This window comes from Pseudomonas sp. MWU15-20650 (genome assembly GCF_023242475.1).
Lineage (GTDB): Bacteria > Pseudomonadota > Gammaproteobacteria > Pseudomonadales > Pseudomonadaceae > Aquipseudomonas.
This window is the reverse complement of sequence record NZ_JALJFG010000002.1, coordinates 161,093-185,828: the sequence shown is the minus strand read 5'-3', so window position 1 is coordinate 185,828 and position 24,736 is coordinate 161,093. Positions and strand designations below refer to the sequence as shown.

Here is a 24,736-nt window from a genome sequence, read left to right as displayed (position 1 = left end):
CTTCTAGAGACAAGGAAAGGCAGCCAGTCTAACCGATGGCGAGGTCATTCAACGAATACTGCGCTGCATCATCCTTATCTCTCGATGGCTCGCCTATGTTAAAAGGCAATACACCTCCGTCCCGCGCTCGTAAGGATCCCCATGTCGTTTAATGCCAAACCACTTGCTGGCCTGAAAGTCATCGAACTGGGCACCCTGATCGCCGGCCCGTTTGCGTCGCGCATCTGCGCGGAGTTCGGTGCAGAGGTGATCAAGGTCGAGTCCCCGGATGGCGGTGACCCGCTGCGCAAATGGCGCAAGCTGTATGAAGGGACTTCGCTGTGGTGGTTCGTGCAGGCGCGCAACAAGCAGTCGCTGACCCTCAACCTCAAGCACCCGGATGGCCTGGCAATCCTCAAGCAACTGCTCGCCGACGCCGACATCCTGATTGAAAACTTCCGCCCGGGCGTGCTGGAGAAGCTCGGCCTGAGCTGGGAGACCCTGCACGCGCTGAACCCCAAGCTGGTGATGGTCCGGCTCTCGGGCTTTGGCCAAACCGGGCCGATGAAGGATCAACCGGGTTTTGGTGCAGTCGGTGAGTCCATGGGCGGCTTGCGTTACATCACCGGCTTCGAAGACCGCCCGCCGGTGCGTACCGGGATCTCCATCGGTGATTCGATTGCCGCGTTGTGGGCGGTGATCGGCGCACTGATGGCGCTGCGTCATCGCGAGGTCAACGGTGGCCTGGGGCAAGTTGTGGATGTGGCGTTGTATGAAGCTATCTTCGCCATGATGGAAAGCATGATCCCCGAATTCGATGTGTTCGGGTTTATTCGAGAGCGCACCGGCAACATCATGCCCGGTATTACCCCCTCGTCGATCCATACCAGCGCGGACGGCAAGCACGTGCAGATCGGTGCCAATGGCGATGCGATCTTCAAACGCTTCATGTCAGCCATCGGCCGCGATGACCTGGCGAACGACCCGCAACTGGCCAGCAATGACGGGCGCGATACTCGCCGTGACGAGCTGTACGGCGTGATTGATCGCTGGGTCAACTCGCTGCCACTGGAGCAGGTGGTGGAGCAGCTGAATCAGGCCGAAGTGCCCGCCAGTCGCATCTATAGCGCCGAAGACATGCTGGGCGACCCGCAGTTTCTGGCCCGGGAGATGTTCCTCAAGGCACAGCTGCCAGATGGCAAGGACTTCAAGATGCCGGGGATCGTGCCCAAGCTGTCGGATACACCGGGCAGCTGTGAATGGGTTGGACCGCAATTGGGTGAACACAACAATACGCTGCTCAATGCACTGGGCTACGACGCCGAGGCCATCACCCGCCTGCGCGAGGATGGCGCGATCTGATGGCTCATCGCGGCATACGCGGGTTGATTCGCTTGTGCCTCGCCACCGCACTGGCCGGCACATGGCCGCTCTCTGCACAGGCCCAGGAAACGCTGAGCTGGCTGCTGCGCGACTTGCCGCCCATTACCATCTTCGCGGGGCCGCAGAAAGACCAGGGTGTGCTGGATAAGTTGTTACCGATACTCAGCGAGCGCCTGCCGGAATACCGGCACGAAGTGATCCACGTCAACCGCGCCCGTGGCATTCAAATTCTGCGCACGCCCTCCCTGACCTGCGACCCATCGCTGCTGTGGACAGCGGAACGCGCCCAGTACACGGCGTTTTCCGCCCTGGCGTTCGTGGTGGTGAGCAATGGGGTGGCCGTCCGACGAAGCCAGCAGCCAACCATGGCACCCTTTATTGTCGAGGGCCAATTTGACCTGCAAGCCTTTCTCGGCGCCCACACGGCGCGCATTGGCGCAATCGCCGAACGCAGCTATAGCCCTGCCGTCGATGAACAGCTCAAGGATGCAGACCCACACACACTGGCACTGCATTACGGCAATGACGCCCTGGGCAGCCTCCTGCAAATGCAGCGCCTTGGACGACTGGAAGCCGTTCTGGGCTATTGGCCGGAAATCCGCTATCACGCCATGCAACAGGGCATCGATACACAAGACCTGATGTTCTATCCCATCAAAGGCTCAGCGCCTTACCAGCGTATCCATATCGGTTGCTCGGACACGCCTCAGGGTCGTCAGGCCATGGCACGAATCAATCAGGTTTTAGGTGGCATCCCACAACAGCAACTACAACAGTCCTACGCTTCGTGGTTAGATCCGCTCATGCGTGAGCACTATTTGCGCGACAACCCGAGTTTCTTCCAACCGTCCCCGGAGCCCTGACAAATCGCAGGCAAAAAGAAACCCCGAGCAGTGGGGAGACAACTCGGGGTTAAACGTGGCCTACAAAAAGACCCGTACAGCAAGCGACAAACACCGGAGCACAATGCTTGCTCTTGCTGTTACAAAATCTGACCGGACGCCCCGTAGGAAGGTTCCGAAGAAAAATAATTCTTCATGCAGGGATGCCGGTACGGGTTTGGGCGGCGTTACGCAGGGCGGCGATCACCGAGGGTTCCAGGCGCCCTTCCGCGATTTTCAGATCACGCAACAGGCAATCCACCACGTCTACCAGCACGCGTTTGTCAGTCAATTGCGCGCGATCGACTTCACGCTCAACGACGATGGCGCCGGCAGGATTCTTCACGGTCACCAGGCATTCGCCCTGCACACCCGAGGTGGTCAACGTAACCTGATAAGGGCTCAATGCTTCTTCGAGCAATAGGCTGATACTTTCCATCTCGATCACCACTCAATCATTCGAAAAGGTTCGAAAAACAAAAATGTCACTAAGGTGCTGACATTCAAGTGACCCATGCTCAAAGCAGAAAGTTCGACCTTTTGTGTAGCCTCCTGCCCGAGTCGAATGAGCATGCACGGCAAAGATGACAGAGAGAAAACACTCACCGACAGGCTAGAATCCCTGGATTATCCCGGGAGCCTGCCTTGAGAGCCGCGTCTGATCAGCCATTGCGTATCGTCATCGCCGACGATCATCCGATTTTCCTGATTGGCTTGCGCGCCGTGCTCGAGCGTGACCAGCACATCAGCATCGTGGGTGAAGCCAACTCGCCACAAGCCCTCAATGAGTTGCTGCGACACTGTGCCTGTGACGTACTGGTGACCGATTTCATGATGCCCGCCGAGCCGCAGGCCGACGGATTGCGCCTGATCGAGCAACTGCGCCGGCACAATCCGGACCTGCCGATTGTGGTGGTGACCATGCTCAACAACGTCGGCTTGTTTCATTCCATCCTGGCGTTGGGGGTCATGGGCCTTCTGAGCAAGGCCAGCCTGGCCGATGAACTGCCGCAGGCGATCCGCCAGGTACGCCAGCAACGCCCTTATGTCGCCCATGCCATACGTCAAGCCTTGAGCCTGGCAGGGGCCGTCGGCGCCGATCGCCTGCATTCCCAGGAACAGCTTTCACCTCGGGAACTGGAGGTCATTCGCCTATTGGCTGGCGGATTGACGGTGGGCGAGATCGCCGCGCACCTGCACCGCAGCAAGCAGACCGTCAGCGCACAAAAAGTCAGCGCGATGCGCAAACTTGGCCTGAGCAATGATGCTGCCCTGTTTATTTATATGCAGGAACACGGGCTGGCCTAGCCTGAAAGGCAATCCATTGCTTCAATGCCTCGGCGTCCATCGGCCGCGCGATGAAGCAGCCCTGCAGCCACGCCGCCCCAAGCTCACCCACGGCGTGATAATCGGCGGCGCTCTCAACGCCAGTGACCACCACGGCGACGTCCAAACGCGCGGCCATGCTCATAGCGCCTGCCACCACGGCCGCCTTGCGATCATCGCTGGCCATTCCGCAAGCAAACGCCGGGGGGATCTTCAATTCGGTGAAGGGCAATTCCAGCAAGCGTTGCAGGCTGGTGCCACCCACGCCGAAATCACCGATGGACAACTGGCACCCCATCATTCGCAAACGCAGCAACCCCGTGACGTGAGCACTGTCGGTTTTCAACCGCGAGGTTTCGACCAATTCCAGGGTCAGGCTCTGGGCCGGCACGCCGTGAAGTTGCAGCAAGCCTTGCAACACCTGCGGAAAGTGCGAGCGCTCCAGCATTCGCCCGGGAATATTCACCGCCACCGGCAGCACTTGGCCCGTTTCGTCCATGACCTCGCCCGCCAGGCCCAGTGCCTGTTCCAGCACGTGCCAGGTAAAGGCCTCTTCCATTCCGGCAAACTCCAGCACCGGCAGGAAGTCGTCGGGTAACAGCAATTGAGGTTCAAACAACTGCCAGCGCGCCAGTGCCTCGACACCTTGCAACACCCCGGCCTGGTTGACGATGGGCTGGTACCAGACCCTGCCACAGCGCGCGATGCTGGCCTGGCTGACACCCGCCGAGGGCGGCAACGGCTCCCTGTCGCTCAGACTCAATAACTGGCGTACGCGCTCCCAGGACATTACCGGTGGCCCCGGCCGCAAACGCGCCTGGCAATCCGTCAACACTTGCCCAATCAGTTTTGCCGACGCTGGCTTAGGTAGACACGCCAGCACATTGAGCCCCAGTTGCCGTGCCATATTCGCCACGCCTTCGAGCACGTCCGGCTCGGCGTTACTGAGCAGGATCAGCACTTGAGCCAAGCGTCGCTCAGCCAATTCGCGGATCAGTTCCAGGCCGTCGCCCTTCTCCAGGTAAAGATCGCAGATAGCGATATCCACTTGGCCCGTGCTCTCCAGGGACTGGCGGGCGGTCTCGACGTTTTCGGCGGTCAGTACATTGAACACGCCGTTGGCATTGAGCATCTGGTGCAATGCCATCAGCTGAAACGGGTTGTCTTCGAGGATCAGAACTTTAAGGGATCGCATGGGCAATTGAGTCGGTACCGGGCAAAGTCCGGCACAGTAGTCAAAAGCCGCGTATTGCCCCATAGGACACGTCCTATTCGTGCAAATCCAGATAGGGTTGCAGGTCGCTGCGAAACGCCCTCAACACCTCGGACAGCCTCAACCAGGGTGTTTCAAGGTCGGTGCCGCGCTGCTCACGCGCGCATTTTTCAAGGGTCACGCAAGCCTTGGCCAACGGCAACGCATCCACCAGCGAGCAAATACCCTTGAGCCGATGCAACGAGGCCCCCAACCGCGCAACATCCTGCTCGGCCAAGGCGCAAGCCAACACCTCGTGTTCGTGGTCCAGGCTTTTTGCCAGTTCCCGCAACATGCTGTGCAGCACCGGCCCATCAGCCTGGGTCATGGTCCGTAACGTCTGGATATCGAACGACCGCTCCGGCGCCACGCGCGCCAGCACGCGGGTCCAGTGCTCCAGGGTCACCGGCTTGACCAGCAGCTCATCCATGCCGGCCTCCTCACAACGTCGTTGTTCACCTTCCATGGCATTCGCCGTGCAACCGACCAAGGCACAACGGGGCCGTTGCTCCTCGGCTTCGATGCGGCGGATGGCCTCACTCAACGCATAACCGGACATGCCCGGCATCTGGCAATCGGTCACCAGCACGTCGAAGCGCTGATCACGCCAACGTTGCAGGGCGGCTTCGGCTGAGTCCAGGGCCACCACCTGGTGGCCAAGGAACTGCAACTGCTGCGCCAGCACCAGGCGGTTGGCCGCCAAGTCATCGACCACCAGTACTGACAGACTGCGCCCAGCGAGGGGTCGCGTCGCGGCAGGCGTGGCCGGCACATCGTCCGTGCTGACGCGATCCAGGCGCAGGTCAATGCACACCACTGTGCCTTCGCCCACCACACTGTCCAGGCGGATGCTACCGCCCATCAATTCCACCAACTGCTGGCAGATACTCAAGCCCAGCCCTGTTCCACCGTGTTGCGCCGCGGTCAACGCGCTCACTTGAGTAAACGGCTTGAACACGCGGGCCTGCTGCTCGATGCCGATACCCGGGCCGCTGTCCTCGACGCACAGATGCAGGTATTCAGCGCCAGCCTCATCCCGTTGGCAGGTAACGCTGAGGCGAACCCCGCCTTGCTCGGTAAACTTCAGCGCATTGCCCAGCAGGTTGTGCATAACCTGGCGCAAACGCAGTGGATCGAACCAGTAATAGCCCTGCGCCGCCGGATCAAACGCCAGGGTCAGATGCAGGCCCTTTTTTTGTGCCGTGGCTTCGAACAGCCGCTGAATGCCTTCGAAAAAGCCTTTCAACTCAGTCGTCTGTGGCGCCAGTTGCAGATGGCCCGCCTCGATCTTGGCCAGGTCCAGGCTGTCGCCCATCAGTGCAATCAGCTCTCGCGCCGAACGATGGGCCACCTGCAGCGCATCGGACACGGGCTTGCCGGCGGCCAGGCTGCGCTCCTGCTCCAGTTCGAGCAACCCGATGATGGCCGTCATTGGCGTACGAATTTCGTGACTCAAGGCTGAGAGAAATGCACTTTTTGCGTAGTTCGCTTCGTCGGCAGCCTGGCGCGCATCCATCAATTGGTGCTCCAGGACTTTGCGCTCGTTGATGTCGATCCAACCGCCCAGCAGCCCCTGCAAACGCCCCTGGGCATCGAAGAAAGGCACCGTCCATTGGTAGACGTGAACACTGCCTGCGTTGAACTCCAGTTGCCGGTCGACAAACAACGGTTGTTGCGTCACCAGTTGTTCCATATGCCCGGCGTGCAGGCGCGCGGCCGTCGCCTGGGGCATCACCCCGCTTTCCATCAGCGTCAGGCCCTGGATGTGTTCAAGCCGGGTCGCCAGTTGCTGTTCATAACTCTTGTTGCACGTCACCAAGCGCCCGGCCAGGTCACGGACAAACACCGGGTTGGGCATGCCATCGAGCAACGCGCGCTTAAACGCCAATTGGTCGTTGAGCCGCTGCTCGGCTTCCAACCGGTGGCGGATCTGGCCCTTGAGCCGGCTGTTCCACACCAGCGACACCAGTACAAACAGGAGCGCCATGGCCACCGTCCAATAGGCCCAGGTAGGCACCCGTTGCCAGGCGGGTAGCGGAACCGTCACGGCGCCGATCCAACGCATGCGCAAGGCACTCAACTCGGCCACCGGCAAGGCCTCCAGCGCCTTGTTCAGGATACTCAGTAACTCAGGCTGGTCCTTGCGTACCGACAGGCAGTTGGACGACCACTTGCCGTCGACACTGCGGCCGATGCGCAAGCCATCCTCCGGGTAACTCTGCACCTCCACCTCGGTCTGGAGCGTTGCGGCTGCCTCACCGCGTTGCACCAGCTCGCGGGCCTGGGCGTAATTATCGACCAGGCGCAGTTCGATGTTCGGGTGCATCTGGCGAATGTAGCTCTCCAACACATGGCGCGCCGGCAGCGCCAGCACCTTGCCGTCCAGTTGCTTCAAACCGGTCAGCGGCGTGGCATCGGCCCGCTCGACAAACACCCAGCCGGAGCCGCCGAAGCCGTGACTGAAGTTGAGCAGCGCCTTGCGCTCCTGATTCTCGGCCAGGGTGGTATTCATTTGCGCCCGGCCTGTTTCCAGCCATTCCAGGGTTTGCGCGGTGGAGTGCACCTCTTCAAAGACAAACTGCAAACCGGTCATGCGCGAGATGCGATTCAGCAGGTCGACGTTCAAGCCCGCCCAGTGGCCGTCTTTGTCCTTGAACACATAAGGCGACATCTGCTGGGCCACCACCACGACATGCGGATGTTGCACTAGCCAAGCCTGCTCCGAGGCTGACAACTCAACGTGTTCACCGCTGATCCCAACACCAAGCCCGGTGGTCCAACGTGCAAGGATTTCCCGCTGTACCGACTCGTCGATACTTGCCAGCGCGCGGTTGATCATCGCCCCCAGCAAAGGCTCGGCCGCACGGGTGGCGAAGGCAAAACCGATCGGAGCCAACCGGCTTTGCTCCTTGATCTGTAAACCCAGGTAAGGCCGCAGCGACTTGTAGGCGCGCACAATTACCTCATTGCCGATAAACGCATCAACGTCACCTTGCTTGAGCGCTTCCAGACCGCTGTAGAGGTTGGGCGCGAGCATGATATGGCTGTCGGGATAAGCGGCGTGCACGTTCTTGACGTTGGCGTAGCCGTCCAGCAACACCACCTTCTTGCCCGCCAGGTCGTCGCCTTGAACGTCGTCGCGACGCAGCACCACCACCGAGCGGTCGGGCATGTAGTCCTCAGTAAACTGCAACCCGGAAACATCGCGCTCATAACCATTGGCGCTGGTGAGAATATCGATGGCCCCACTGCGCAACGCTTCAACCGCCTGGGCTCGCTCGGCAAACCCCAGCACTTGCATGGGCACATCCAGGCGCGCGCCCACCAGGCTCAGGTAATCGGCACTGATGCCCTGGTAGCGATTACGGTCGCGGGTGATGTCAATCGGCTGATAGTCATCAATGGAAATGCCCACTTTCAACGTCCGATGTGCCGCCAGCCACTGTTGCTCCGCTGGCGCCAGGGGCATAGGCTCAAGCGGGATAAAGGCCGGCACCAGCTTGAAGGGCAGGCTGACGGCCGCCAGGCTCGCGGGGAGATGGCCGAGCACCAGCATGCACGCCAGCCGCACTGTCCATTGGATCAATACACGCACCGATTGGTTTTCCTTGATTTGGCGGGTTAGCCGACCGCGCAAGTATGGCTCGCCAGAATGAAAAAGCCCGTCACGAAGACGGGCTTGGCCTACCGCGTAGCAGCCTGTGGATCAGAGTGGCTTGCCACGATTGCCATGCTGGCTGACAAACGCTTGCATCGTTTTCAAGTCATTAGGCAACACCGTGCAACGCTCTTCACGCTCGAACAGGTCAGCCAGGTGCACCGGCAGTTCCAGCGCCTTGCCCACACCGGCCTTCTCCACCGCTTCCGGGAATTTGACCGGGTGCGCGGTGCCCAGGATCACCATCGGGATGTCCAGGCTGCGACGGCATTCGCGCGCGGCTTTCACACCGATGGCGGTGTGCGGGTCCAGCAGCTCGCCGGTCTGCGCATAGACTTCGGCGATGGTTTCGCAGGTCTGTGCATCATCCACGGCCAGGGAGTCGAACAGCTTGCGGGTTTCGGTCCAACGCTCTTGTTCGACGCTGAAACCGCCACCTTGCTTGAAGCTGTTCATCAGTTCGGCCAGCGCCGCGCCATTGCGACCGTGCATATCGAACAGCAGGCGTTCGAAGTTCGACGACACCATGATGTCCATCGACGGCGACAGGGTCGCGTGCAGGGTTTCCTTGACGTACTGGTTGCCGCTCATGAAGCGGTGCAGGATGTCGTTGCGGTTGGTCGCGACGATCAACTGGTTGATCGGCAGGCCCATGTTGCGCGCCAGGTAACCGGCGAAGATGTCGCCGAAGTTGCCGGTCGGCACCGAGAACGACACCGAACGCGCCGGGCCACCCAACTGCAGGGCTGCGTGGAAGTAGTAGACGATCTGGGCCATGATCCGTGCCCAGTTGATCGAGTTCACCGCCACCAGCCGCGTGCCCTTGAGGAAGCGCTGGTCAGCGAAGCTGTTCTTGACCATTTCCTGGCAGTCATCGAAGTTGCCTTCGATGGCGATGTTGTGGATGTTCTCACCGAAGAGGGTGGTCATCTGGCGACGTTGCACTTCCGAAACGCGCTGGTGCGGGTGCAGGATGAAGATGTCGACGTTTTCGCAGTGCTTGCAGCCTTCGATGGCGGCCGAGCCGGTATCACCGGAAGTGGCGCCGATGATCACCACGCGCTCGCCGCGCTTCTCCAGCACGTAATCGAGCAGACGCCCGAGCAATTGCAGGGCGAAGTCCTTGAACGCCAGGGTCGGGCCGTGGAACAGTTCGAGCACCCATTCGTTGCCATTGAGCTGACGCAGAGGCGCGATGGCGTTGTGGGAAAACACGCCGTATGTTTCTTCCAGGATTTTCTTGAAATCCGCATCCGGAATGCTGCCGGTGACGAACGGGCGCATCACCCGGAAGGCCAGCTCGTGGTACGGCAGGCCGGCCCAGGAGGCGATTTCTTCCTGGGTAAAGCGTGGCAGGTTTTCCGGCACGTACAGGCCGCCGTCGGTGGCAAGACCTGCCAGCAGGACGTCTTCGAAATTCAGGGCCGGTGCCTGGCCGCGGGTGCTGATGTAACGCATAGGGGCAAACCTTCGGTTTGGGCTTCAAGCTTTAAGCTACAAGCTGCAAGTCAGAGCAGATTCGCTTTTACTTGTAGCTTGCAGCTTGGCGCTTGCAGCTGAATTAATTTAGATGTTCGACGCGAATCCGGACGACCGGCCCAACCACGCCCTGAAGAGCTTCGAGAGCCCGAATGGCATCGTTGATGTGCTGCTCGAGCACGCGGTGGGTCAGCAGGATCATCGGCACCAGGCCGTCTTGTTCCTCGACTTCCTTCTGCATGATCGACTCTATGTTGATGCCGCGTTCCGACAGGATGCTGGCAACCTGGGCCAACACGCCCGGATGATCCTTGGCCTGGATGCGCAGGTAGTAGGCACTTTCGCACGCCTCGATCGGCAGGATCGGGTGAGCCGACAGCGAGTCCGGCTGGAAAGCCAAGTGCGGTACGCGGTTTTCCGGGTCGCTGGTCATGGCGCGAACCACGTCCACCAGGTCGGCGATGACCGACGAAGCGGTGGGCTCCATGCCGGCACCGGCGCCGTAGAACAGCGTGGAACCGGCAGCGTCACCATTGACCATCACGGCGTTCATCACGCCATTGACGTTGGCGATCAGGCGGTCGGCCGGGATCAGCGTCGGGTGCACACGCAACTCGATACCGGCCGGCGTGCTGCGCGCTACGCCCAGGTGCTTGATGCGATAGCCCAAGGCTTCGGCGTAGTTCACGTCGGCCGTGGTCAGCTTGGTGATGCCTTCGGTGTAGGCTTTGTCGAACTGCAGCGGGATACCAAAGGCGATGGACGCCAGGATGGTCAGCTTGTGCGCCGCGTCGATGCCTTCCACGTCAAAGGTCGGATCGGCTTCGGCGTAACCCAGGGCCTGGGCTTCGGCCAGCACGTCTTCGAAGGCGCGGCCCTTCTCGCGCATTTCGGTAAGGATGAAGTTACCGGTGCCGTTGATGATGCCGGCCACCCAGTTGATGCGGTTGGCGGAGAGCCCCTCACGGATCGCCTTGATCACCGGGATACCACCGGCCACAGCGGCTTCAAACGCGACGATCACACCTTTCTCACGCGCCTTGGCGAAGATCTCGTTGCCGTGCACGGCGATCAGCGCCTTGTTGGCGGTGACCACGTGCTTGCCGTTCTCGATGGCCTTGAGCACCAGCTCGCGGGCCACGGTGTAGCCGCCGACCAGCTCGATGACGATATCGATTTCAGGGTTGGTGGCCACGGCGAAGACATCGTTGGTAATCGCAATACCGGTCGTTTCGAACTGAGGCTTTGGCGAACGCGTGGCAATCTGCGCCACTTCAATCCCGCGACCTGCGCGGCGGGAGATTTCTTCAGCGTTACGCTGAAGTACGTTGAAGGTACCGCCACCGACGGTCCCTAACCCACAGATGCCTACTTTGACCGGTTTCACTGAAGAACTCCCCATGAAACGGCCGACGCTAGGTCGGCCGTGAAAACAGCCGCACAACTGCGGCTCTCAATTAATGACCCGCCGACGGTTCGGCGAGCCATGATCGTCAAAGGCTCAACGATAAATGCTTACTTGGCACCCAGTGCCAGTTTGGCAACTTGTGGTGCCGGCTGGTAGCCCGGAATGACCTGACCATCCGCCAAAACGATGGCCGGTGTACCGTTCACCCCAATGGATTGACCCAGGGCGAACTGCTTGGAAACCGGGTTGGCACATTTGGCCGCCTTGATTTCCTTGCCGTCGACCATCTTATCCATCGCCGCTTTCTTGTCGGCCGAGCACCACACGGCTTGCAACTGCTCATCACCCGGCGAGCCCAGGCCCTGGCGCGGGAATGCAACATAGCGAACTTCCACGCCCAGCTTGTTCAAGGCAGGCACTTCGGCGTGCAGCTTGTGGCAGTACGGGCAGGTGGTGTCGGTGAAGACGGTGATGTGGGTCTTGGTCTCGCCAATGGCTGGGTAAACCACGGTCTCGGCCACTGGAATACCGTTGATCAACTTGGCCACGCCCAGGCGCTCGGCTTTCTCGGTCAGGTTGACCGGCTTGCCATCCTTGAGCTGGAACAGGTAGCCCTGGACGATGTACTGGCCATCGGCACTGGCATACAGCACACGGCTGCCCTTGAGCTTGACTTCATACAGGCCGGCCATCGGGCTGGCGCTGATGCTTTCGATGGGCGTGTCGAGCTGCAGATTGGCCAGGCTCTTGCGAATGGTCTGCTCGGCCGCGTCATCGGCAATGGCAAAGGTGGAAACCAACGCAATGGCTGCGGCGGCGATAATTCGGGTCAAGCGCATGGGAACTCCTGAAGGCAGAGGCAGGGACGGATGCAGAATATCGATGTGCAAACACAAGTCGGGCCGTCCCCTTTGCGAACCGGCAAAGCCTACCACAGTTGGGCCGAGGGGCAGACCGCAGCAGGTAAATTGGGCCGTTTCTGACGTTTTTATCCGCGCGGGTGATGCTTGGCGTGCATGTCCTGCAAACGTGCGCGTGCCACATGGGTGTAGATCTGGGTTGTGGATAAGTCACTGTGCCCGAGCAGCATTTGCACCACCCGCAGATCCGCGCCGTGGTTGAGCAAATGGGTGGCAAACGCATGGCGCAACGTATGTGGCGACAGCGTCTTGCCGATCCCAGCCACCTTGGCCTGGTGCTTGATGCGGTGCCAGAAGGTCTGGCGGGTCATCTGCTCGCCGCGCAGGCTGGGGAACAGCACATCGCTGGGACGCCCGCCAAGCAGCTCGCCACGCGCGTCGCGCATGTAGCGCTCAACCCACACAATCGCCTCCTCCCCCATCGGCACCAGTCGCTCTTTGCTGCCCTTGCCCATCACCCGCAACACGCCCTGGCGCAGGTTGACCTGCTCCAGCGTCAGGCTGATCAGCTCAGTCACCCGCAGGCCGCAGGCATACAGCACTTCCAGCATGGCGCGGTCGCGCTGGCCGATGGCCTCGCTCAGGTCCGGCGCGGCGAGCAAGGCGTCGACATCAGCTTCCGACAGGGATTTGGGCAAGGGCCTGCCGAGTTGCGGCATATCCACTTGCAGGGTCGGATCAACGGCGATCAGTTTTTCACGCAGCAGGTAACGATAAAAGCCACGTACACCCGAAAGAAAGCGCGCGGTGGAGCGCGGCTTGTAGTTCTGCTCCAGGCGCCAGGCCAGATGGTCGAGGATCAGCTCGCGACCGGCGTTGATCAGTTCAAGGTGTTGCTCCTGCAACCAACCGTTGAACAGGGCCAGGTCGCTGCGGTACGCCTGGCGCGTGTTATCCGACAGGCCTTTTTCCAACCAGAGGGCGTCGAGGAAGCGATCGATCAAGGGGTGGTCTATGGCGGGCATGGGCTCTCAAACGACGCGGCACGGCGGCGGCGTGAATTATTTAGTGAACTGTGACAAGGGTCGCTAGTCTTTCATAGCCCGCTATTTCAAGGAACAGGGAGCTTCAATGAACGAACAACAGATTCTGCTGGCCTTCGGCGGCATTGGGGTGGCGGCCTTGGGCTGCCAGTGGCTGGCATGGCGCCTGAAGCTTCCGGCCATCCTCTTTCTGTTATTAAGCGGGATCCTCGCAGGCCCGGTGCTGGGCTGGCTCAACCCTCAGGAGATGTTCGGCCCGCTGCTGATGCCCCTGGTTTCCCTGGCGGTGGCCCTGATTCTGTTTGAAGGCAGCCTGACCTTGCACCTGTCGGAATGGAGGGAAATCGGCAGTGTCGTGCATCGACTGGTCACCGTCGGTGCCCTGTCGACATGGGCAGTGATCACCTTGGCCACCCATTGGCTGCTGGGTTTCGATTGGATGCTGGCATTGCTGTTCGGCACGCTGACACTGGTGACCGGCCCGACGGTGATCGTGCCCATGCTCCGGGTCGTGCGCCCCAAAGCGTCCATCGCCAATATCCTGCGCTGGGAAGGCATCGTCATCGATCCGATTGGTGCGCTGCTGGCGGTGGTGGTCTACAGCTTCATCATTGCCCGGGCCTCGGGCGACGGCTTGAGCCATAGCCTGCTGACCTTTGGCGGCGTCATCCTGTGCGGCAGCCTATTCGGGATTGTTGGCGGCTGGGTACTGGGGCAGATCATGCGCCGGCAATGGCTGCCGGAATACCTGCACAACCTGGCGACATTGGCAGGGGTGCTGGGGGTATTCATCGCATCCAACCAAGTGATGCATGAGTCCGGCTTGCTGGCAGTCACCCTGATGGGCATGTGGATGGCCAACATGAAGGATGTGGACGTCAGGCACATCCTGCACTTCAAGGAGAACCTGAGCGTACTGCTGATTTCTGGTTTGTTTATTCTGCTGGCGGCGCGCCTGGACCTGAATGCCTTGATCGCCCTGGGGCCGTTCGTGCTGATCCTGTTGTTGATCATTCAGTTTATTGCACGGCCGTTGAACGTTGCGCTTTCAACCTTCGGCTCCGGCCTGAACTGGCGCGAACGCGCGCTGCTGGCATGGATCGCCCCACGCGGCATTGTGGCGGCCGCCGTGTCGGCGATTTTTGCGATTCGCCTGGATGAGGCTGGCCACGAAGGTGCGTTGCTGCTGGTGCCCCTGACATTCGCCGTGATCATCGGCACGGTGGTGCTGCAAAGCGCCACGGCACGCCCTTTGGCGCGCTTGCTGAAAGTCGCCGAGCCTGCGCCCAGCGGCTTTCTGATTGTTGGCGCGAACGGCCCGGCGCGTGTGCTCGGCAAGGCTTTGCAGCAGTTGGGCAGCCGGGTGCTGCTGACCGACTCGAGCTGGGAAAATATCCGCGCCAGTCGCATGGAAGGGTTGCCCACTTATTTCGGCAACCCGGCTTCACAGCATGCCGAGTCCCATCTGGACCTGGTCGGCCTGGGGCACTTGCTGGCGCTCTCACCCTCCGGCGAGCTGAATGCCTTGGCCACTATGCGTTTTCGCCATGACTTCGGGCATCGTCTGTTTGCGTTGGCCAGCAGCCAGGAAAGCCGTCGCACCGACAAGCACCGGGCCAGTCATGAGCATCGCGGCCACCTGCTGGGCAGCCAACCGCTGAGCTACACCAAACTCGCCAGCCTGCTGGGCCAGGGCGCCGAGCTGTATAGCACCCACCTCACCGAAGGCTTCGGCTGGGAGCAGTACCAGGCACTGCATGGCGATCGCGCAACGCTACTGTTTGCCCAGGACACCAGTGGTTGGGTACACGTGGTGACCCCGAGCAGCAGCTTGAAACCCGTAGCCGGCTGGACCTTGCTTGCGGTGATTCAACCGGAAAACAGCACAGCCGGATAAATCAGTCGGCAAACCCAGGCAACACCGGGACAGGGCGTTTGTCGGCATCGATCGCGACAAAGCTGAACACGCCCTGGATCGCCTTTTCGCGACCATCGGCACTCATGCTCTCGACAAACACTTGCACTTCAACTTTGAGGCTGGTGTTGCCAACCTTGATCACGCGGCCGATCAACTCAACGATGGAGCCGGCCGGGATCGCGTGGTTGAAGTCGATACGGTCGGTAGACACCGTCACCAACGGCAAGCGGCAGAAACGCGTTGCGGTGATGAACGACACCTCATCCATCCACGCCAACGCGGTGCCGCCGAACAAGGTGTTGTGGTGGTTAGTGGTCGGCGGGAACACGGCCTTGGTCACGTGGGTGACGGACAGGTCGGTACGACGCTGGATTTCATCGTGGCGGGTGGTCATGGGCAAATACCGGCAAATAGACAAATTTCAGGCACAAAAAAGCAGCCCGTAGGCTGCTTTTTTCTGCATCGGGAAGCTGGACTTAAGCCAGTTTTTCCTTGATGCGAGCTGCTTTACCGGACAGGTCACGCAGGTAGTACAGCTTGGCTTTACGTACGTCACCGCGACGCTTAACGGCCATGCTGTCGATTTGCGGGCTGTAGGTCTGGAAAGTACGCTCTACGCCAACACCGTTGGAGATTTTACGAACAGTGAAAGCACTGTTCACACCACGGTTACGCTTGGCGATTACCACGCCTTCGAACGCTTGCAGACGCGAACGGTCGCCTTCCTTCACTTTCACCTGAACGACAATGGTGTCGCCCGGGGCAAAGGTAGGGATCTCTTTGGTCATCTGCTCTGCTTCGAGTGCAAGGATGATTTTGTTAGTCATGCTGTGCTCCTAAGGTAAGTCAATGGACCTACCATCGATACGTTGTTAACTATCGTCCCGCGCGAGGATGTATTCCTCGAGCAGCTTCTTCTCTTCTCCAGAAAGCGAGCGGCTTTCCAGAAGATCGGCGCGTCGTTCATAGGTCCGACCAAGGGACTGCTGTAAACGCCAACGCCGGATGTGTGCGTGATTGCCACTTAGCAATACGTCGGGAACACGCTGATCCACATACACCTCCGGACGGGTGTAGTGCGGGCAATCCAGCAAACCATCCGTGAAGGAATCTTCCTCCGCGGAGTCCGCATGCCCTAAAGCTCCGGGCAGCAGTCGTGTAACCGCATCTATCAGGACCATCGCCGGCAGCTCGCCGCCAGACAGGACATAGTCCCCAATCGACCACTCTTCATCGACATGAGCTTCAATAAACCGCTCGTCAATGCCTTCATAGCGACCGGCAATCAGGATCAGTGCTTCCTCATTCGCCAGTTCGCGTACCGCAGCCTGTTTCAGCTGACGGCCTTGAGGGGACAGGTAAATTACCTTCGCCTTCTCCCCGGCGGCGGCCTTGGCCTGAACCAACGCGTCTTCCAGGGGCTTGATCTTCATCACCATGCCCGGGCCACCGCCAAATGGGCGGTCGTCCACAGTGTGATGTCGATCCGTCGTGTAGTCTCGCGGGTTCCAACAGGTAAGCTGCAACAGCCCCTGTTTCACCGCCCGACTGGTGATGCCGTACTCGCTGATGGCGGAGAACATCTCGGGAAACAAACTGATCACTTCAATGCGCAAATTAGCCACGCTTAGAAGTCCGCGTCCCATTCCACCTTCATCTCGCCCGCGGCCAGGTCGACGGCCAACACGCATTGCTCGGTATAGGGCAACAGGCGTTCGCGGTCATCCAGGCTGCCAGCGCAAGGCTTGACCACCATTACATCATTGGCGCCGGTTTCCAGAAGATGATCGATTTTCCCCAGCAATTGCCCGAGTTGATCAATAACCTTCAGACCTTCCAGCTGGTACCAGTAGTACTCGCCGTCGGTCAATTCAGGGAACAGGTTGCGCGGCACGCAGATCTCATAACCGGCCAGAAGACGAGCTTCTTCACGATCATCAAGACCCTTGAGCTTTGCGACCAGGAACTTATCGCTCCCGCGTCCGCTGACCAGCTCGACCTGTTTCACACTCCCTTCGCGCTTGAGCGTCCAGGTTTTGTACTGCAACAGGTTTTCAGTCGGATCAGTAAAGGAATACACCTTCACTTCGCCGCGAACGCCATGAACAGAATAAATCTTGCCGATAACGATCAAATCATCAGCAACAGCTGGCGTCGCGTTCATATTGCTCAGGCTGCGGCCTTAGCCGAGTCCTTCAACAGTTTTGCAACGCGCTCGGATGGCTGTGCGCCAACGCTCAGCCAGTAGGCTACGCGCTCTTGGTTCACGGACAGACGAACTTCTTGACCACGAGCAACAGGGTTGAAGAAACCAACCTGTTCCTTGTGCGAACCGTCACGCGGGTTGCGGCTGTCGGTTACGGTCAAGTGGTAAAACGGGCGCTTTTTGGAGCCGCCAAGGGCAAGACGGATTGTTAGCATGTGAACATCGTTCCTGTAGTCGGTGCTGCAAATCTAAATGCACAGCGGGCATAGGTGCCCGAAAGGCCGCATATTCTAAGGAATATCCGGACTTTTGCAAATGTCTTTTTCTGGCGCCTATCAGCGTGCCATTCAGATCTGCTATAGAGCCGTCGGTTAAAACGGCGAGTCAGCCCCCGCCAACGGCGGGTTTGCTGGAGATCCCACATCCCTGTGGGTCGGAGCAGGAGCTGGGCTCCCGCTCGAATACTTTACATTTTTGGCATGCCGCCGCCGGGCAACATGCCGCCCATGCCGCGCATCATCTTGGCCATACCGCCCTTGGCGGAGAATTTCTTCATCATCTTCTGCATCTGCTTGTGCTGCTTGATCAAGCGACCGATGTCCTGCACCTGGGTGCCGGAACCCATGGCGATCCGGCGCTTGCGCGAACCGCTGATCAGCTCAGGGTCGCGGCGCTCGGCCGGGGTCATGGAGTTGATGATGGCTTCCATCTGCTTGAACTGCTTCTCTGCCGCGCCCTGGGCGTTGCCCATTTGCGCCAGGTTCACACCGCCGATGTTCGGCAGCTTGTCCATCAGGCCGCCGAGGCCGCCCATGTTCTTCATCTGTTGCAGCTGATCACGGAAGTCTTCGAGATCGAAGCCCTTGCCCTTCTTCAGCTTCTTGGCCAGTTTGTCGGCCTTGTCTTTGTCGAGCGTGGCTTCAGCCTGTTCGATCAGGCTGAGCACGTCGCCCATGCCGAGGATCCGCGAGGCAATACGCTCAGGGTGGAACGGCTCGAGCGCTTCGCTCTTCTCGCCCATACCGATGAACTTGATCGGCTTGCCGGTGATGGCGCGTACCGACAGCGCGGCACCACCACGGGCGTCGCCGTCGACCTTGGTCAGGATCACGCCCGTCAGCGGCAGTGCATCACCAAACGCCTTGGCGGTGTTGGCCGCATCCTGGCCGGTCATGGCGTCGACCACGAACAGCGTCTCGACCGGGTTGATCGCAGCATGCAGCGCCTTGATCTCGCCCATCATCTCTTCGTCGATGTGCAGGCGACCGGCGGTATCGACGATAACCACGTCGATGAACTTCAGCTTTGCTTCTTTAATAGCTGCGTTGGCGATGTCGACCGGCTTCTGGCTCAGGTCGGACGGGAAGAAGGTCACACCCACTTCGCCGGCGAGCATTTCCAACTGCTTGATGGCCGCCGGACGGTACACGTCGGCCGACACCACCATTACCGACTTCTTCTTGCGCTCTTTAAGGAAGCGCGCCAACTTGCCGGCGGTGGTGGTCTTACCCGCACCTTGCAAACCGGCCATCAGCACGACGGCAGGCGGTACGGCGCTGAGGTTCAGGTCTTCGTTGGCCGCGCCCATCAGGCTTTCAAGTTCGGCCTGGACGATCTTCACAAACGCCTGGCCCGGGGTCAGGCTGCGCGACACTTCGGTGCCGACCGCACGCTCCTTGACCGAGTTGACGAAGTCCTTGACCACAGGCAAGGCGACGTCGGCTTCCAGCAACGCCATGCGCACTTCACGCAGGGTGTCTTTAATATTGTCCTCGGTCAGCTTGGCCTTGCCGGTTACGTGGCGCAGCGTCTGCGAGAGACGGTCAGTCAAGTTTTCAAACATGCGCGATCCTTTCAGGCCCTATTCATCGAAATGCATTGGTAGACCGAGGTTATGGCGGCCCAGGCTGTGGTAAATCGCTATTAAAAACAGCGCTTGGCGAGCCTGCGGCGTGGGCAGGTCGCGGATTATAGCGAAGACTGCGCCCATGCACACCCGCTGTCTGGCCCGGGAGTCTTTCGTGCAGCGTTGGTGTGTGCCAAACTCAGCGCCTTTCGGGCTTGTCTATCAGGATTTATGGTCCCCTTGTCACCCAGTTTGCTACCCAGCCTCGCCGCCGCCATCTTGTATGCCGCTGCGACCCTCTATCAGGGCACACGCCTGGCCCAAGGCACTAAAGCGGACAAACGTCTGCTGGTCGGCCTTGGCGTCCTCGCTCTGCTGGCCCATGCCGCGAGCCTGTTCACCCACTTGATGACGCCGGTCGGCCTGGGCCTGGACTTTTTCAGCGCCGCCAGCCTGATCGCCGCCGCCGTGATTGCGCTGACCCTGCTGGCCTGCTACCGGATTCCCGTCGAGAACCTGCTGGTGCTGCTATTCCCGCTGGGAATGCTGACGGTGCTGCTGGCGCAGTTCACGCCCACGGGCACGGTCCAGGTGATCGACGAAGAACCGGGCATTCTCGCCCACATCCTGCTGTCGATCCTCGCCTATGGCATGTTCACCATCGCCGTGTTCCAGGCCCTGCTCCTGCTGCTGCAGGACCATCAGCTCAAAAACAAACACCCGTCCGGGCTGATCAAGAACTTCCCGCCGCTGCAAACCATGGAAAGCCTGCTGTTCGGCTTCCTGTGGGCCGGCTGGACCCTGCTGTCGCTGTCGCTGATCTCCGGCTGGCTGTTCGTCGAGAACCTGTTCGCCCAGCACCTGGTGCACAAAACCCTGCTGGCGTGCCTGGCCTGGGTGGTGTTCAGCGTTCTGCTGTGGGGCCGCAACCGCCTTGGCTGGCGTGGGCACAAGGCGATCCGCTGGACCCTGGCGGGTTTCTGCCTGCTGATGCTGGCCTATTTCGGCAGCAAGCTGGTTCGCGAATACATCCTGCATATCTGACGGGCAGCGATCATGGATAACTTGCCCCTTGGGCCGATGCTCGCGGTAATCGCCTTGCTGGTTTTATGGGCGGCGCTGTTTACCGCCATCGAAGCCGCGCAACAACATTTGCTGGCCCTGCGCCCGGGCACACGCCAGGGCGACAAGGCCGCCGCCCGCCTGAGCTTCCCGCGCAACAGCCTGATCCTGTGCAATAGCCTGTGTCGCGCCGCCGTGGTGATCCTCTGTACGCTGCTGGCGATCTACGCCTGGGCGCTCAACGGCCCGTGGCTTGGCTGGCTGATCTCCTGCGCGCTCCTGCTGATTCTCGCCGACTACCTGCCCCGTACCCTCGCCACCCGCTATCCGCAGGCCATCCTGGGGTTTGGCAACACGCTCCTGGGCGTACCGCTGAAAATCCTTTACCCCTTGGCCTGGCTGCTCAATGGCGTAAGCCTGTTGCTATTGCGCCCTTTTACCCGCAAGCCCGGCATGGTGAAAAAAAGCGACGAACCGCTGCCCGACCACGATGACGAGCCGGAACCGCAAGCCAACGAAACCCGCACGCCCGGCATGCCTGGCATTCACGCGCTGGATAACATCACCGTCAACGACATCCTGGTGCCCCGCAGCGAAGTGGACGGCATCAACCTGGATGACTCGGTCGAAGAGATCATCGAGCAACTGCGCACCTCCCAGCGCACGCGCCTGCCGGTCTTCCACAGCGACATCAACCAGGTCGAGGCAGTGCTCAATACGCGGCAGGTCCAACACCTGCTGCCCGACGCCAGCCTGACCAAAGAGGCCCTGCTCGCGGCCTGCCATGAACCTTACTTCGTCCCGGAAAGCACGCCACTGCAACTGCAACTGCTGAACTTCCACAAGCAGCAGCGGCGCCTGGGCATGGTGGTGGACGAATACGGCGAAGTGCTGGGTATCGTCACCCTGGAAGACATTCTCGAAGAAATCGTCGGTGAGTTCGAAAGCGAGCAGAGTGCGGACAACCCCCATATCGAAGCTCAGCCGGACGGCCGCTACATCATTGACGGCGCCGCCTCGATCCGCGAATTGAACAAAAGCCTGGGCTGGCACCTGCCCAGCGACGGCCCCAAGACCCTCAACGGCCTGGTGACCGAAGCGCTGGAGACCATTCCAGATTGCGCGGTGTGCTTGAAAATCGGCCGTTATCGCCTGGAAATCCTCGAGACCGAGGACAACCGTGTGAGCAAGGTGCTGATCTGGCATACCAGCCGAGTGCCGGTCGCCGCATAATTTCCTGACAAACCACAATTCAATGTGGGAGGGGTCTTGCTCCCGATTACTGTGCATCAGTCACAGCATTTTTGACTGACACGCCGTCATCGGGAGCAAGCCCCCTCCCACACGTTGATATGCCGTGGCCTTAAGAACGGGCCAAGGTCAACAAGCGCTCACGCCACGCCGCCTAGCCGCCACTACACAAAACAAATGTGGGAGGGGGCTTGCCCCCGATAGCAGTGTGCCAGTCAGCACCTCTGCAACTGATTCATCGCCATCGGGGGCAAGCCTGCCTCCCACATTTGATTTGTGCTACTCCAACCACTTGTTGTATTTCCAGCCCTCTTCCTATAATCCATTCGGCTTACCCAAGCCTCGCCCGACCGCGTGCTACCCGCACTGAGCGAGTCCAGGCACTGCTTTACCGCGTCTGACCGGTGCTTGCTCCCATCCCGAGCCACCCCGCGCACAACCCTGATCCAGGGGTGTTCGACCCATAATAATCCGCGTCCAAACGCGCAATGACCCTCAGGGATACTTCAATGAGCACCACCTATAACGAGGCTGCGACCGCCGCCCCGCTCAACTCGACCGCCCGCGTCGCCACCGCAAGCATCGTCGGCACCGCCATCGAGTTCTACGACTTCTATATCTATGCCACAGCGGCCGCGCTGGTGATCGGCCCGGTGTTCTTTCCACAGACCTCCGGCACCGCGCAGATGCTGGCGTCGTTCCTGACCTTCGGTATCGCCTTTATTGCCCGCCCGCTGGGGTCTGCGCTGTTCGGCCACTTCGGCGACCGTATTGGCCGCAAGTCGACCCTGGTGGCCTCGCTGCTGCTGATGGGGGTGTGTACCACGCTGATCGGCTTGCTGCCGGGTTATGACAGCATTGGCGCCTGGGCCCCTGTCCTGTTGTGTGTGCTGCGTTTCGGCCAGGGCCTCGGCCTTGGCGGTGAATGGGGCGGCGCCGCACTGCTGGCGACCGAGAACGCCCCCAAGGGCAAGCGCGCCTGGTTCGGTATGTTTCCGCAACTGGGCCCGTCGATCGGGTTCCTGATGGCCAACGGCTTGTTCCTGATCCTGGCCATGAGCCTCAATGACGAGCAGTTCCGCAGTTGGGGCTGGCGCATTCCATTCATCCTCAGCGCCGCACTGGTGATGGTGGGCCTGTATGCGCGCCTGAAGCTGCATGAAACCCCGGTATTCGCCAATGCCGTGGCCAAAGAGGCACCGGTAAAAGTGCCGCTGGTGGAGCTGTTCAGCCAGCATTGGGTGCCCGTGCTGCTGGGCGCAGCGTCGATGGTGGTGTGTTATGCGTTGTTCTATATCACCACGGCCTTCTCCCTGAGCTATGGCGTGGCGACCCTGGGTTACAGCCGCGAGATGTTCTTGGGGTTACTGTGCTTTGCGGTGCTGTTCATGGGGCTCGCAACACCTCTGGCGGCGCTGGCCAGTGACCGATACGGGCGCAAGCCGGTGCTGATCGTCGGCGCGATCCTGGCCATTCTGTCGGGCTTCACCATGGAGCCTTTGCTGACCCACGGTTCGACGTGGGCGGTGGCGTTGTTCCTGGCGCTGGAGCTGTTCCTGATGGGCGTGACCTTCGCGCCGATGGGCGCCATGCTACCGGAACTGTTTCCGACCCGCGTGCGTTACACCGGTGCTTCGGCGGCCTATAACCTGGGTGGGATTGTGGGGGCTTCGGCCGCACCGTTCTTCGCGACCAAGCTGGTGGCGATAGGGGGGCTGAGTTATGTCGGTGGGTATGTGTCGGCAGCAGCGTTGTTGAGCTTGGTCGCGGTGCTGTGCCTGAAAGAGACGCGGGATAATGATTTGAATCGCGTGAACTGATAGATCGCTATCGGGGGCAAGCCCCCTTCCACATTTGAATGCATTCACACATCCAACGCTGTGAACCCAATCAAGTGTGAGAGGGGCTTGCCCCAATGCCAGTCAGTTAAGCGCTAGAACGAGCAACCGGTAACCTGTGGCGAGCGGGCTTGCCCCCGATGCTTTTAGAGCTCTACAACAACAGCCTTGGAAGCACGCGTCGCCTTGGCCCGGGCAGCCTCAATCGACTCATCCCGTGCCAACGCCACGCCCATGCGGCGCTGACCATTCACTTGCGGCTTGCCAAACAGGCGCAACGCCGTGTCCGGCTCGCTCAAGGCCGCGCCCAGGTTCGCGAACGCCGTCTGGTCCGACTGCCCTTCCACCAGAATCACCGCCGACGCCGAAGGCCCGAACTGGCGAATCAATGGAATCGGCAGGCCCAGAATGGCGCGAGCGTGCAACGCAAACTGCGACAGGTCCTGGGAAATCAGGGTCACCAAACCGGTGTCATGCGGGCGCGGCGAGACTTCGCTGAACCACACCTGATCGCCCTTGATAAACAATTCCACGCCAAACAGGCCACGCCCCCCCAAGGCTTCAGTCACCGCCTTGGCCACACGCTCGGATTCAGCCAGGGCAATCGGGCTCATGGCTTGCGGCTGCCAGGACTCTTGATAGTCACCCTTCTCCTGACGATGACCTACCGGCGCACAGAAGGTGGTACCGCCGATGTGACGTACGGTCAGCAAGGTGATTTCGTAGTCGAAATCGATAAACCCTTCGATGATCACGCGGCCTTTACCGGCACGCCCGCCTTCTTGGGCGTAGTCCCAGGCGCTCTGCACGTCGTCAGCGCTGCGCAGCAGGCTCTGGCCTTTGCCCGACGAACTCATCACCGGCTTGACCACGCAGGGGAAGCCCAGGTCTTGGACGGCCTTGCTGTAGTCTTCGAACGTGTCGGCGAAGTGGTACGGCGAGGTCGGCAGGTCCAGCTCTTCGGCGGCCAGGCGACGAATGCCTTCACGGTTCATGGTCAGCGACGCGGCGCGCGCGGTCGGGATCACGGTGAAGCCTTCGGCTTCCAGCTCCACCAGGGTGGCCGTGGCGATGGCTTCGATTTCCGGCACGATGAAGTGCGGCTTTTCCGCTTCGATCACAGCACGCAGGGCGGCGCCATCGAGCATGTTGATCACGTGGCTACGGTGGGCGACCTGCATGGCCGGCGCGTTGGCGTAGCGATCCACGGCAATCACTTCAACGCCCAGGCGTTGCAGCTCGATCACCACTTCCTTGCCCAGCTCACCGCAGCCACACAGCAAAACGCGGGTCGCGGTTGGCGACAATGGAGTTCCGATTCGGGTCATCTCAGGTCCTCAGGGGAG

The 24,736-nt window shown here is 60.5% G+C and carries 21 protein-coding genes; 7 read left to right on the top strand and 14 right to left on the bottom strand.

The genetic code is table 11. The annotated features are described in order from the left end of the window. Positions 1–141 precede the first annotated feature (141 nt). Positions 142–1,341 carry a CaiB/BaiF CoA-transferase family protein gene (locus M5B43_RS02720; protein ID WP_248748665.1) on the top strand — a complete coding sequence of 400 codons (1,200 nt, stop codon included), beginning with the start codon at positions 142–144 and terminating at the stop codon, positions 1,339–1,341. Then, the gene (locus tag M5B43_RS02715; protein WP_248748664.1) at positions 1,341–2,225 is read left to right on the top strand and encodes a TIGR02285 family protein; all 885 of its coding nucleotides are present in this window, start codon (positions 1,341–1,343) and stop codon (positions 2,223–2,225) included. Before M5B43_RS02720 ends, M5B43_RS02715 begins: the two co-directional genes overlap by 1 nt. A 172-nt stretch (positions 2,226–2,397) precedes the next feature. Here the strand turns inward: M5B43_RS02715 and M5B43_RS02710 are convergent, their stop codons facing one another. After that, a complete protein-coding gene (locus tag M5B43_RS02710; RefSeq protein WP_248748663.1) occupies positions 2,398–2,682 on the bottom strand; it encodes a DUF3509 domain-containing protein in 285 nt (94 codons plus the stop codon). A gap of 206 nt (positions 2,683–2,888) precedes the next feature. Between M5B43_RS02710 and M5B43_RS02705 the strand changes: the two genes are divergently transcribed. Continuing rightward, on the top strand, positions 2,889–3,551 hold the full coding sequence (locus M5B43_RS02705) for a response regulator transcription factor (protein ID WP_248748662.1): 663 nt from the start codon (positions 2,889–2,891) through the stop codon (positions 3,549–3,551). Here M5B43_RS02705 and M5B43_RS02700 read toward each other — a convergent pair. The 6 genes from M5B43_RS02700 to xerD all read right to left on the bottom strand — a co-directional run bounded on the left by M5B43_RS02700 (position 3,520) and on the right by xerD (position 13,251). After that, positions 3,520–4,764 carry an EAL domain-containing response regulator gene (locus M5B43_RS02700; protein ID WP_248748661.1) on the bottom strand — a complete coding sequence of 415 codons (1,245 nt, stop codon included), beginning with the start codon at positions 4,762–4,764 and terminating at the stop codon, positions 3,520–3,522. The two genes, M5B43_RS02705 and M5B43_RS02700, sit on opposite strands and share 32 nt — an antisense overlap. Positions 4,765–4,837: 73 nt before the next feature. Further along, positions 4,838–8,416, bottom strand: a complete 3,579-nt coding sequence (locus M5B43_RS02695) for a transporter substrate-binding domain-containing protein (RefSeq protein WP_248748660.1) — start codon at positions 8,414–8,416, stop codon at positions 4,838–4,840. A gap of 111 nt (positions 8,417–8,527) precedes the next feature. Continuing rightward, positions 8,528–9,937 carry a threonine synthase gene (gene thrC / locus M5B43_RS02690; RefSeq protein WP_248748659.1) on the bottom strand — a complete coding sequence of 470 codons (1,410 nt, stop codon included), beginning with the start codon at positions 9,935–9,937 and terminating at the stop codon, positions 8,528–8,530. A gap of 103 nt (positions 9,938–10,040) precedes the next feature. Continuing rightward, positions 10,041–11,345, bottom strand: coding sequence for a homoserine dehydrogenase (locus M5B43_RS02685; RefSeq protein WP_248748658.1), 1,305 nt, complete (start codon positions 11,343–11,345; stop codon positions 10,041–10,043). 128 nt (positions 11,346–11,473) lie between these two features. Next, positions 11,474–12,205, bottom strand: a complete 732-nt coding sequence (locus M5B43_RS02680) for a thioredoxin fold domain-containing protein (protein ID WP_248748657.1) — start codon at positions 12,203–12,205, stop codon at positions 11,474–11,476. A 149-nt stretch (positions 12,206–12,354) separates the two neighbouring features. Next, on the bottom strand, positions 12,355–13,251 hold the full coding sequence (gene xerD, locus M5B43_RS02675; protein ID WP_248748656.1) for a site-specific tyrosine recombinase XerD: 897 nt from the start codon (positions 13,249–13,251) through the stop codon (positions 12,355–12,357). A 106-nt stretch (positions 13,252–13,357) separates the two neighbouring features. Between xerD and M5B43_RS02670 the strand changes: the two genes are divergently transcribed. Continuing rightward, positions 13,358–15,166: a sodium:proton antiporter gene (locus M5B43_RS02670; RefSeq protein ID WP_248748655.1), complete on the top strand. Its 1,809-nt coding sequence runs from the start codon at positions 13,358–13,360 to the stop codon at positions 15,164–15,166. A 1-nt stretch (position 15,167) separates the two neighbouring features. Here M5B43_RS02670 and M5B43_RS02665 read toward each other — a convergent pair whose 3' ends face one another. The 6 genes from M5B43_RS02665 to ffh all read right to left on the bottom strand — a co-directional run bounded on the left by M5B43_RS02665 (position 15,168) and on the right by ffh (position 19,236). After that, positions 15,168–15,581 (bottom strand): acyl-CoA thioesterase, encoded by a 414-nt coding sequence (locus M5B43_RS02665; RefSeq protein ID WP_248748654.1) that lies wholly within the window; start codon positions 15,579–15,581, stop codon positions 15,168–15,170. 82 nt (positions 15,582–15,663) lie between these two features. After that, positions 15,664–16,014 carry a 50S ribosomal protein L19 gene (rplS, locus tag M5B43_RS02660; RefSeq protein WP_003175895.1) on the bottom strand — a complete coding sequence of 117 codons (351 nt, stop codon included), beginning with the start codon at positions 16,012–16,014 and terminating at the stop codon, positions 15,664–15,666. 45 nt (positions 16,015–16,059) lie between these two features. Continuing rightward, positions 16,060–16,833: a tRNA (guanosine(37)-N1)-methyltransferase TrmD gene (gene trmD / locus M5B43_RS02655; protein ID WP_153839118.1), complete on the bottom strand. Its 774-nt coding sequence runs from the start codon at positions 16,831–16,833 to the stop codon at positions 16,060–16,062. After that, entirely contained in the window at positions 16,815–17,351 is a 537-nt protein-coding gene (gene rimM / locus M5B43_RS02650; protein ID WP_003175898.1) for a ribosome maturation factor RimM, read from the bottom strand. The genes trmD and rimM overlap by 19 nt, the downstream gene beginning before the upstream one ends. A 5-nt stretch (positions 17,352–17,356) precedes the next feature. After that, on the bottom strand, positions 17,357–17,608 hold the full coding sequence (gene rpsP, locus M5B43_RS02645; protein WP_003175899.1) for a 30S ribosomal protein S16: 252 nt from the start codon (positions 17,606–17,608) through the stop codon (positions 17,357–17,359). A gap of 251 nt (positions 17,609–17,859) precedes the next feature. Beyond that, entirely contained in the window at positions 17,860–19,236 is a 1,377-nt protein-coding gene (ffh, locus tag M5B43_RS02640; RefSeq protein ID WP_003193965.1) for a signal recognition particle protein, read from the bottom strand. A 243-nt stretch (positions 19,237–19,479) separates the two neighbouring features. Between ffh and ccsA the strand changes: the two genes are divergently transcribed. From ccsA to M5B43_RS02625, 3 genes are all read left to right on the top strand, one after another. After that, entirely contained in the window at positions 19,480–20,283 is an 804-nt protein-coding gene (gene ccsA, locus M5B43_RS02635; protein WP_248748653.1) for a cytochrome c biogenesis protein CcsA, read from the top strand. Positions 20,284–20,295: 12 nt separating this feature from the next. Next, complete coding sequence (locus M5B43_RS02630) at positions 20,296–21,534, top strand: transporter associated domain-containing protein (protein WP_248748652.1); 1,239 nt, start codon at positions 20,296–20,298, stop codon at positions 21,532–21,534. A 527-nt stretch (positions 21,535–22,061) separates the two neighbouring features. Beyond that, positions 22,062–23,372: an MFS transporter gene (locus tag M5B43_RS02625; RefSeq protein WP_248748651.1), complete on the top strand. Its 1,311-nt coding sequence runs from the start codon at positions 22,062–22,064 to the stop codon at positions 23,370–23,372. A gap of 164 nt (positions 23,373–23,536) precedes the next feature. On the opposite strand, the gene purT is transcribed toward M5B43_RS02625, so the two are convergent. Further along, positions 23,537–24,718 (bottom strand): formate-dependent phosphoribosylglycinamide formyltransferase, encoded by a 1,182-nt coding sequence (gene purT / locus M5B43_RS02620; protein ID WP_248748650.1) that lies wholly within the window; start codon positions 24,716–24,718, stop codon positions 23,537–23,539. Positions 24,719–24,736: the final 18 nt, after the last annotated feature.

Bases quoted from the DNA above. Each gene is read 5' to 3' on its own strand.
- M5B43_RS02720 (WP_248748665.1), top strand. From the start codon at position 142: ATGTCGTTTAATGCCAAACCACTTGCTGGCCTGAAAGTCATCGAACTG.
- M5B43_RS02715 (WP_248748664.1), top strand. From the start codon at position 1,341: ATGGCTCATCGCGGCATACGCGGGTTGATTCGCTTGTGCCTCGCCACC.
- M5B43_RS02710 (WP_248748663.1), bottom strand. From the start codon at position 2,682: ATGGAAAGTATCAGCCTATTGCTCGAAGAAGCATTGAGCCCTTATCAG.
- M5B43_RS02700 (WP_248748661.1), bottom strand. From the start codon at position 4,764: ATGCGATCCCTTAAAGTTCTGATCCTCGAAGACAACCCGTTTCAGCTG.
- thrC (WP_248748659.1), bottom strand. From the start codon at position 9,937: ATGCGTTACATCAGCACCCGCGGCCAGGCACCGGCCCTGAATTTCGAA.
- M5B43_RS02680 (WP_248748657.1), bottom strand. From the start codon at position 12,205: ATGCGCTTGACCCGAATTATCGCCGCCGCAGCCATTGCGTTGGTTTCC.
- xerD (WP_248748656.1), bottom strand. From the start codon at position 13,251: ATGCCCGCCATAGACCACCCCTTGATCGATCGCTTCCTCGACGCCCTC.
- M5B43_RS02670 (WP_248748655.1), top strand. From the start codon at position 13,358: ATGAACGAACAACAGATTCTGCTGGCCTTCGGCGGCATTGGGGTGGCG.
- M5B43_RS02665 (WP_248748654.1), bottom strand. From the start codon at position 15,581: ATGACCACCCGCCACGATGAAATCCAGCGTCGTACCGACCTGTCCGTC.
- rplS (WP_003175895.1), bottom strand. From the start codon at position 16,014: ATGACTAACAAAATCATCCTTGCACTCGAAGCAGAGCAGATGACCAAA.
- trmD (WP_153839118.1), bottom strand. From the start codon at position 16,833: ATGGGACGCGGACTTCTAAGCGTGGCTAATTTGCGCATTGAAGTGATC.
- rimM (WP_003175898.1), bottom strand. From the start codon at position 17,351: ATGAACGCGACGCCAGCTGTTGCTGATGATTTGATCGTTATCGGCAAG.
- rpsP (WP_003175899.1), bottom strand. From the start codon at position 17,608: ATGCTAACAATCCGTCTTGCCCTTGGCGGCTCCAAAAAGCGCCCGTTT.
- ffh (WP_003193965.1), bottom strand. From the start codon at position 19,236: ATGTTTGAAAACTTGACTGACCGTCTCTCGCAGACGCTGCGCCACGTA.
- M5B43_RS02630 (WP_248748652.1), top strand. From the start codon at position 20,296: ATGGATAACTTGCCCCTTGGGCCGATGCTCGCGGTAATCGCCTTGCTG.
- M5B43_RS02625 (WP_248748651.1), top strand. From the start codon at position 22,062: ATGAGCACCACCTATAACGAGGCTGCGACCGCCGCCCCGCTCAACTCG.
- purT (WP_248748650.1), bottom strand. From the start codon at position 24,718: ATGACCCGAATCGGAACTCCATTGTCGCCAACCGCGACCCGCGTTTTG.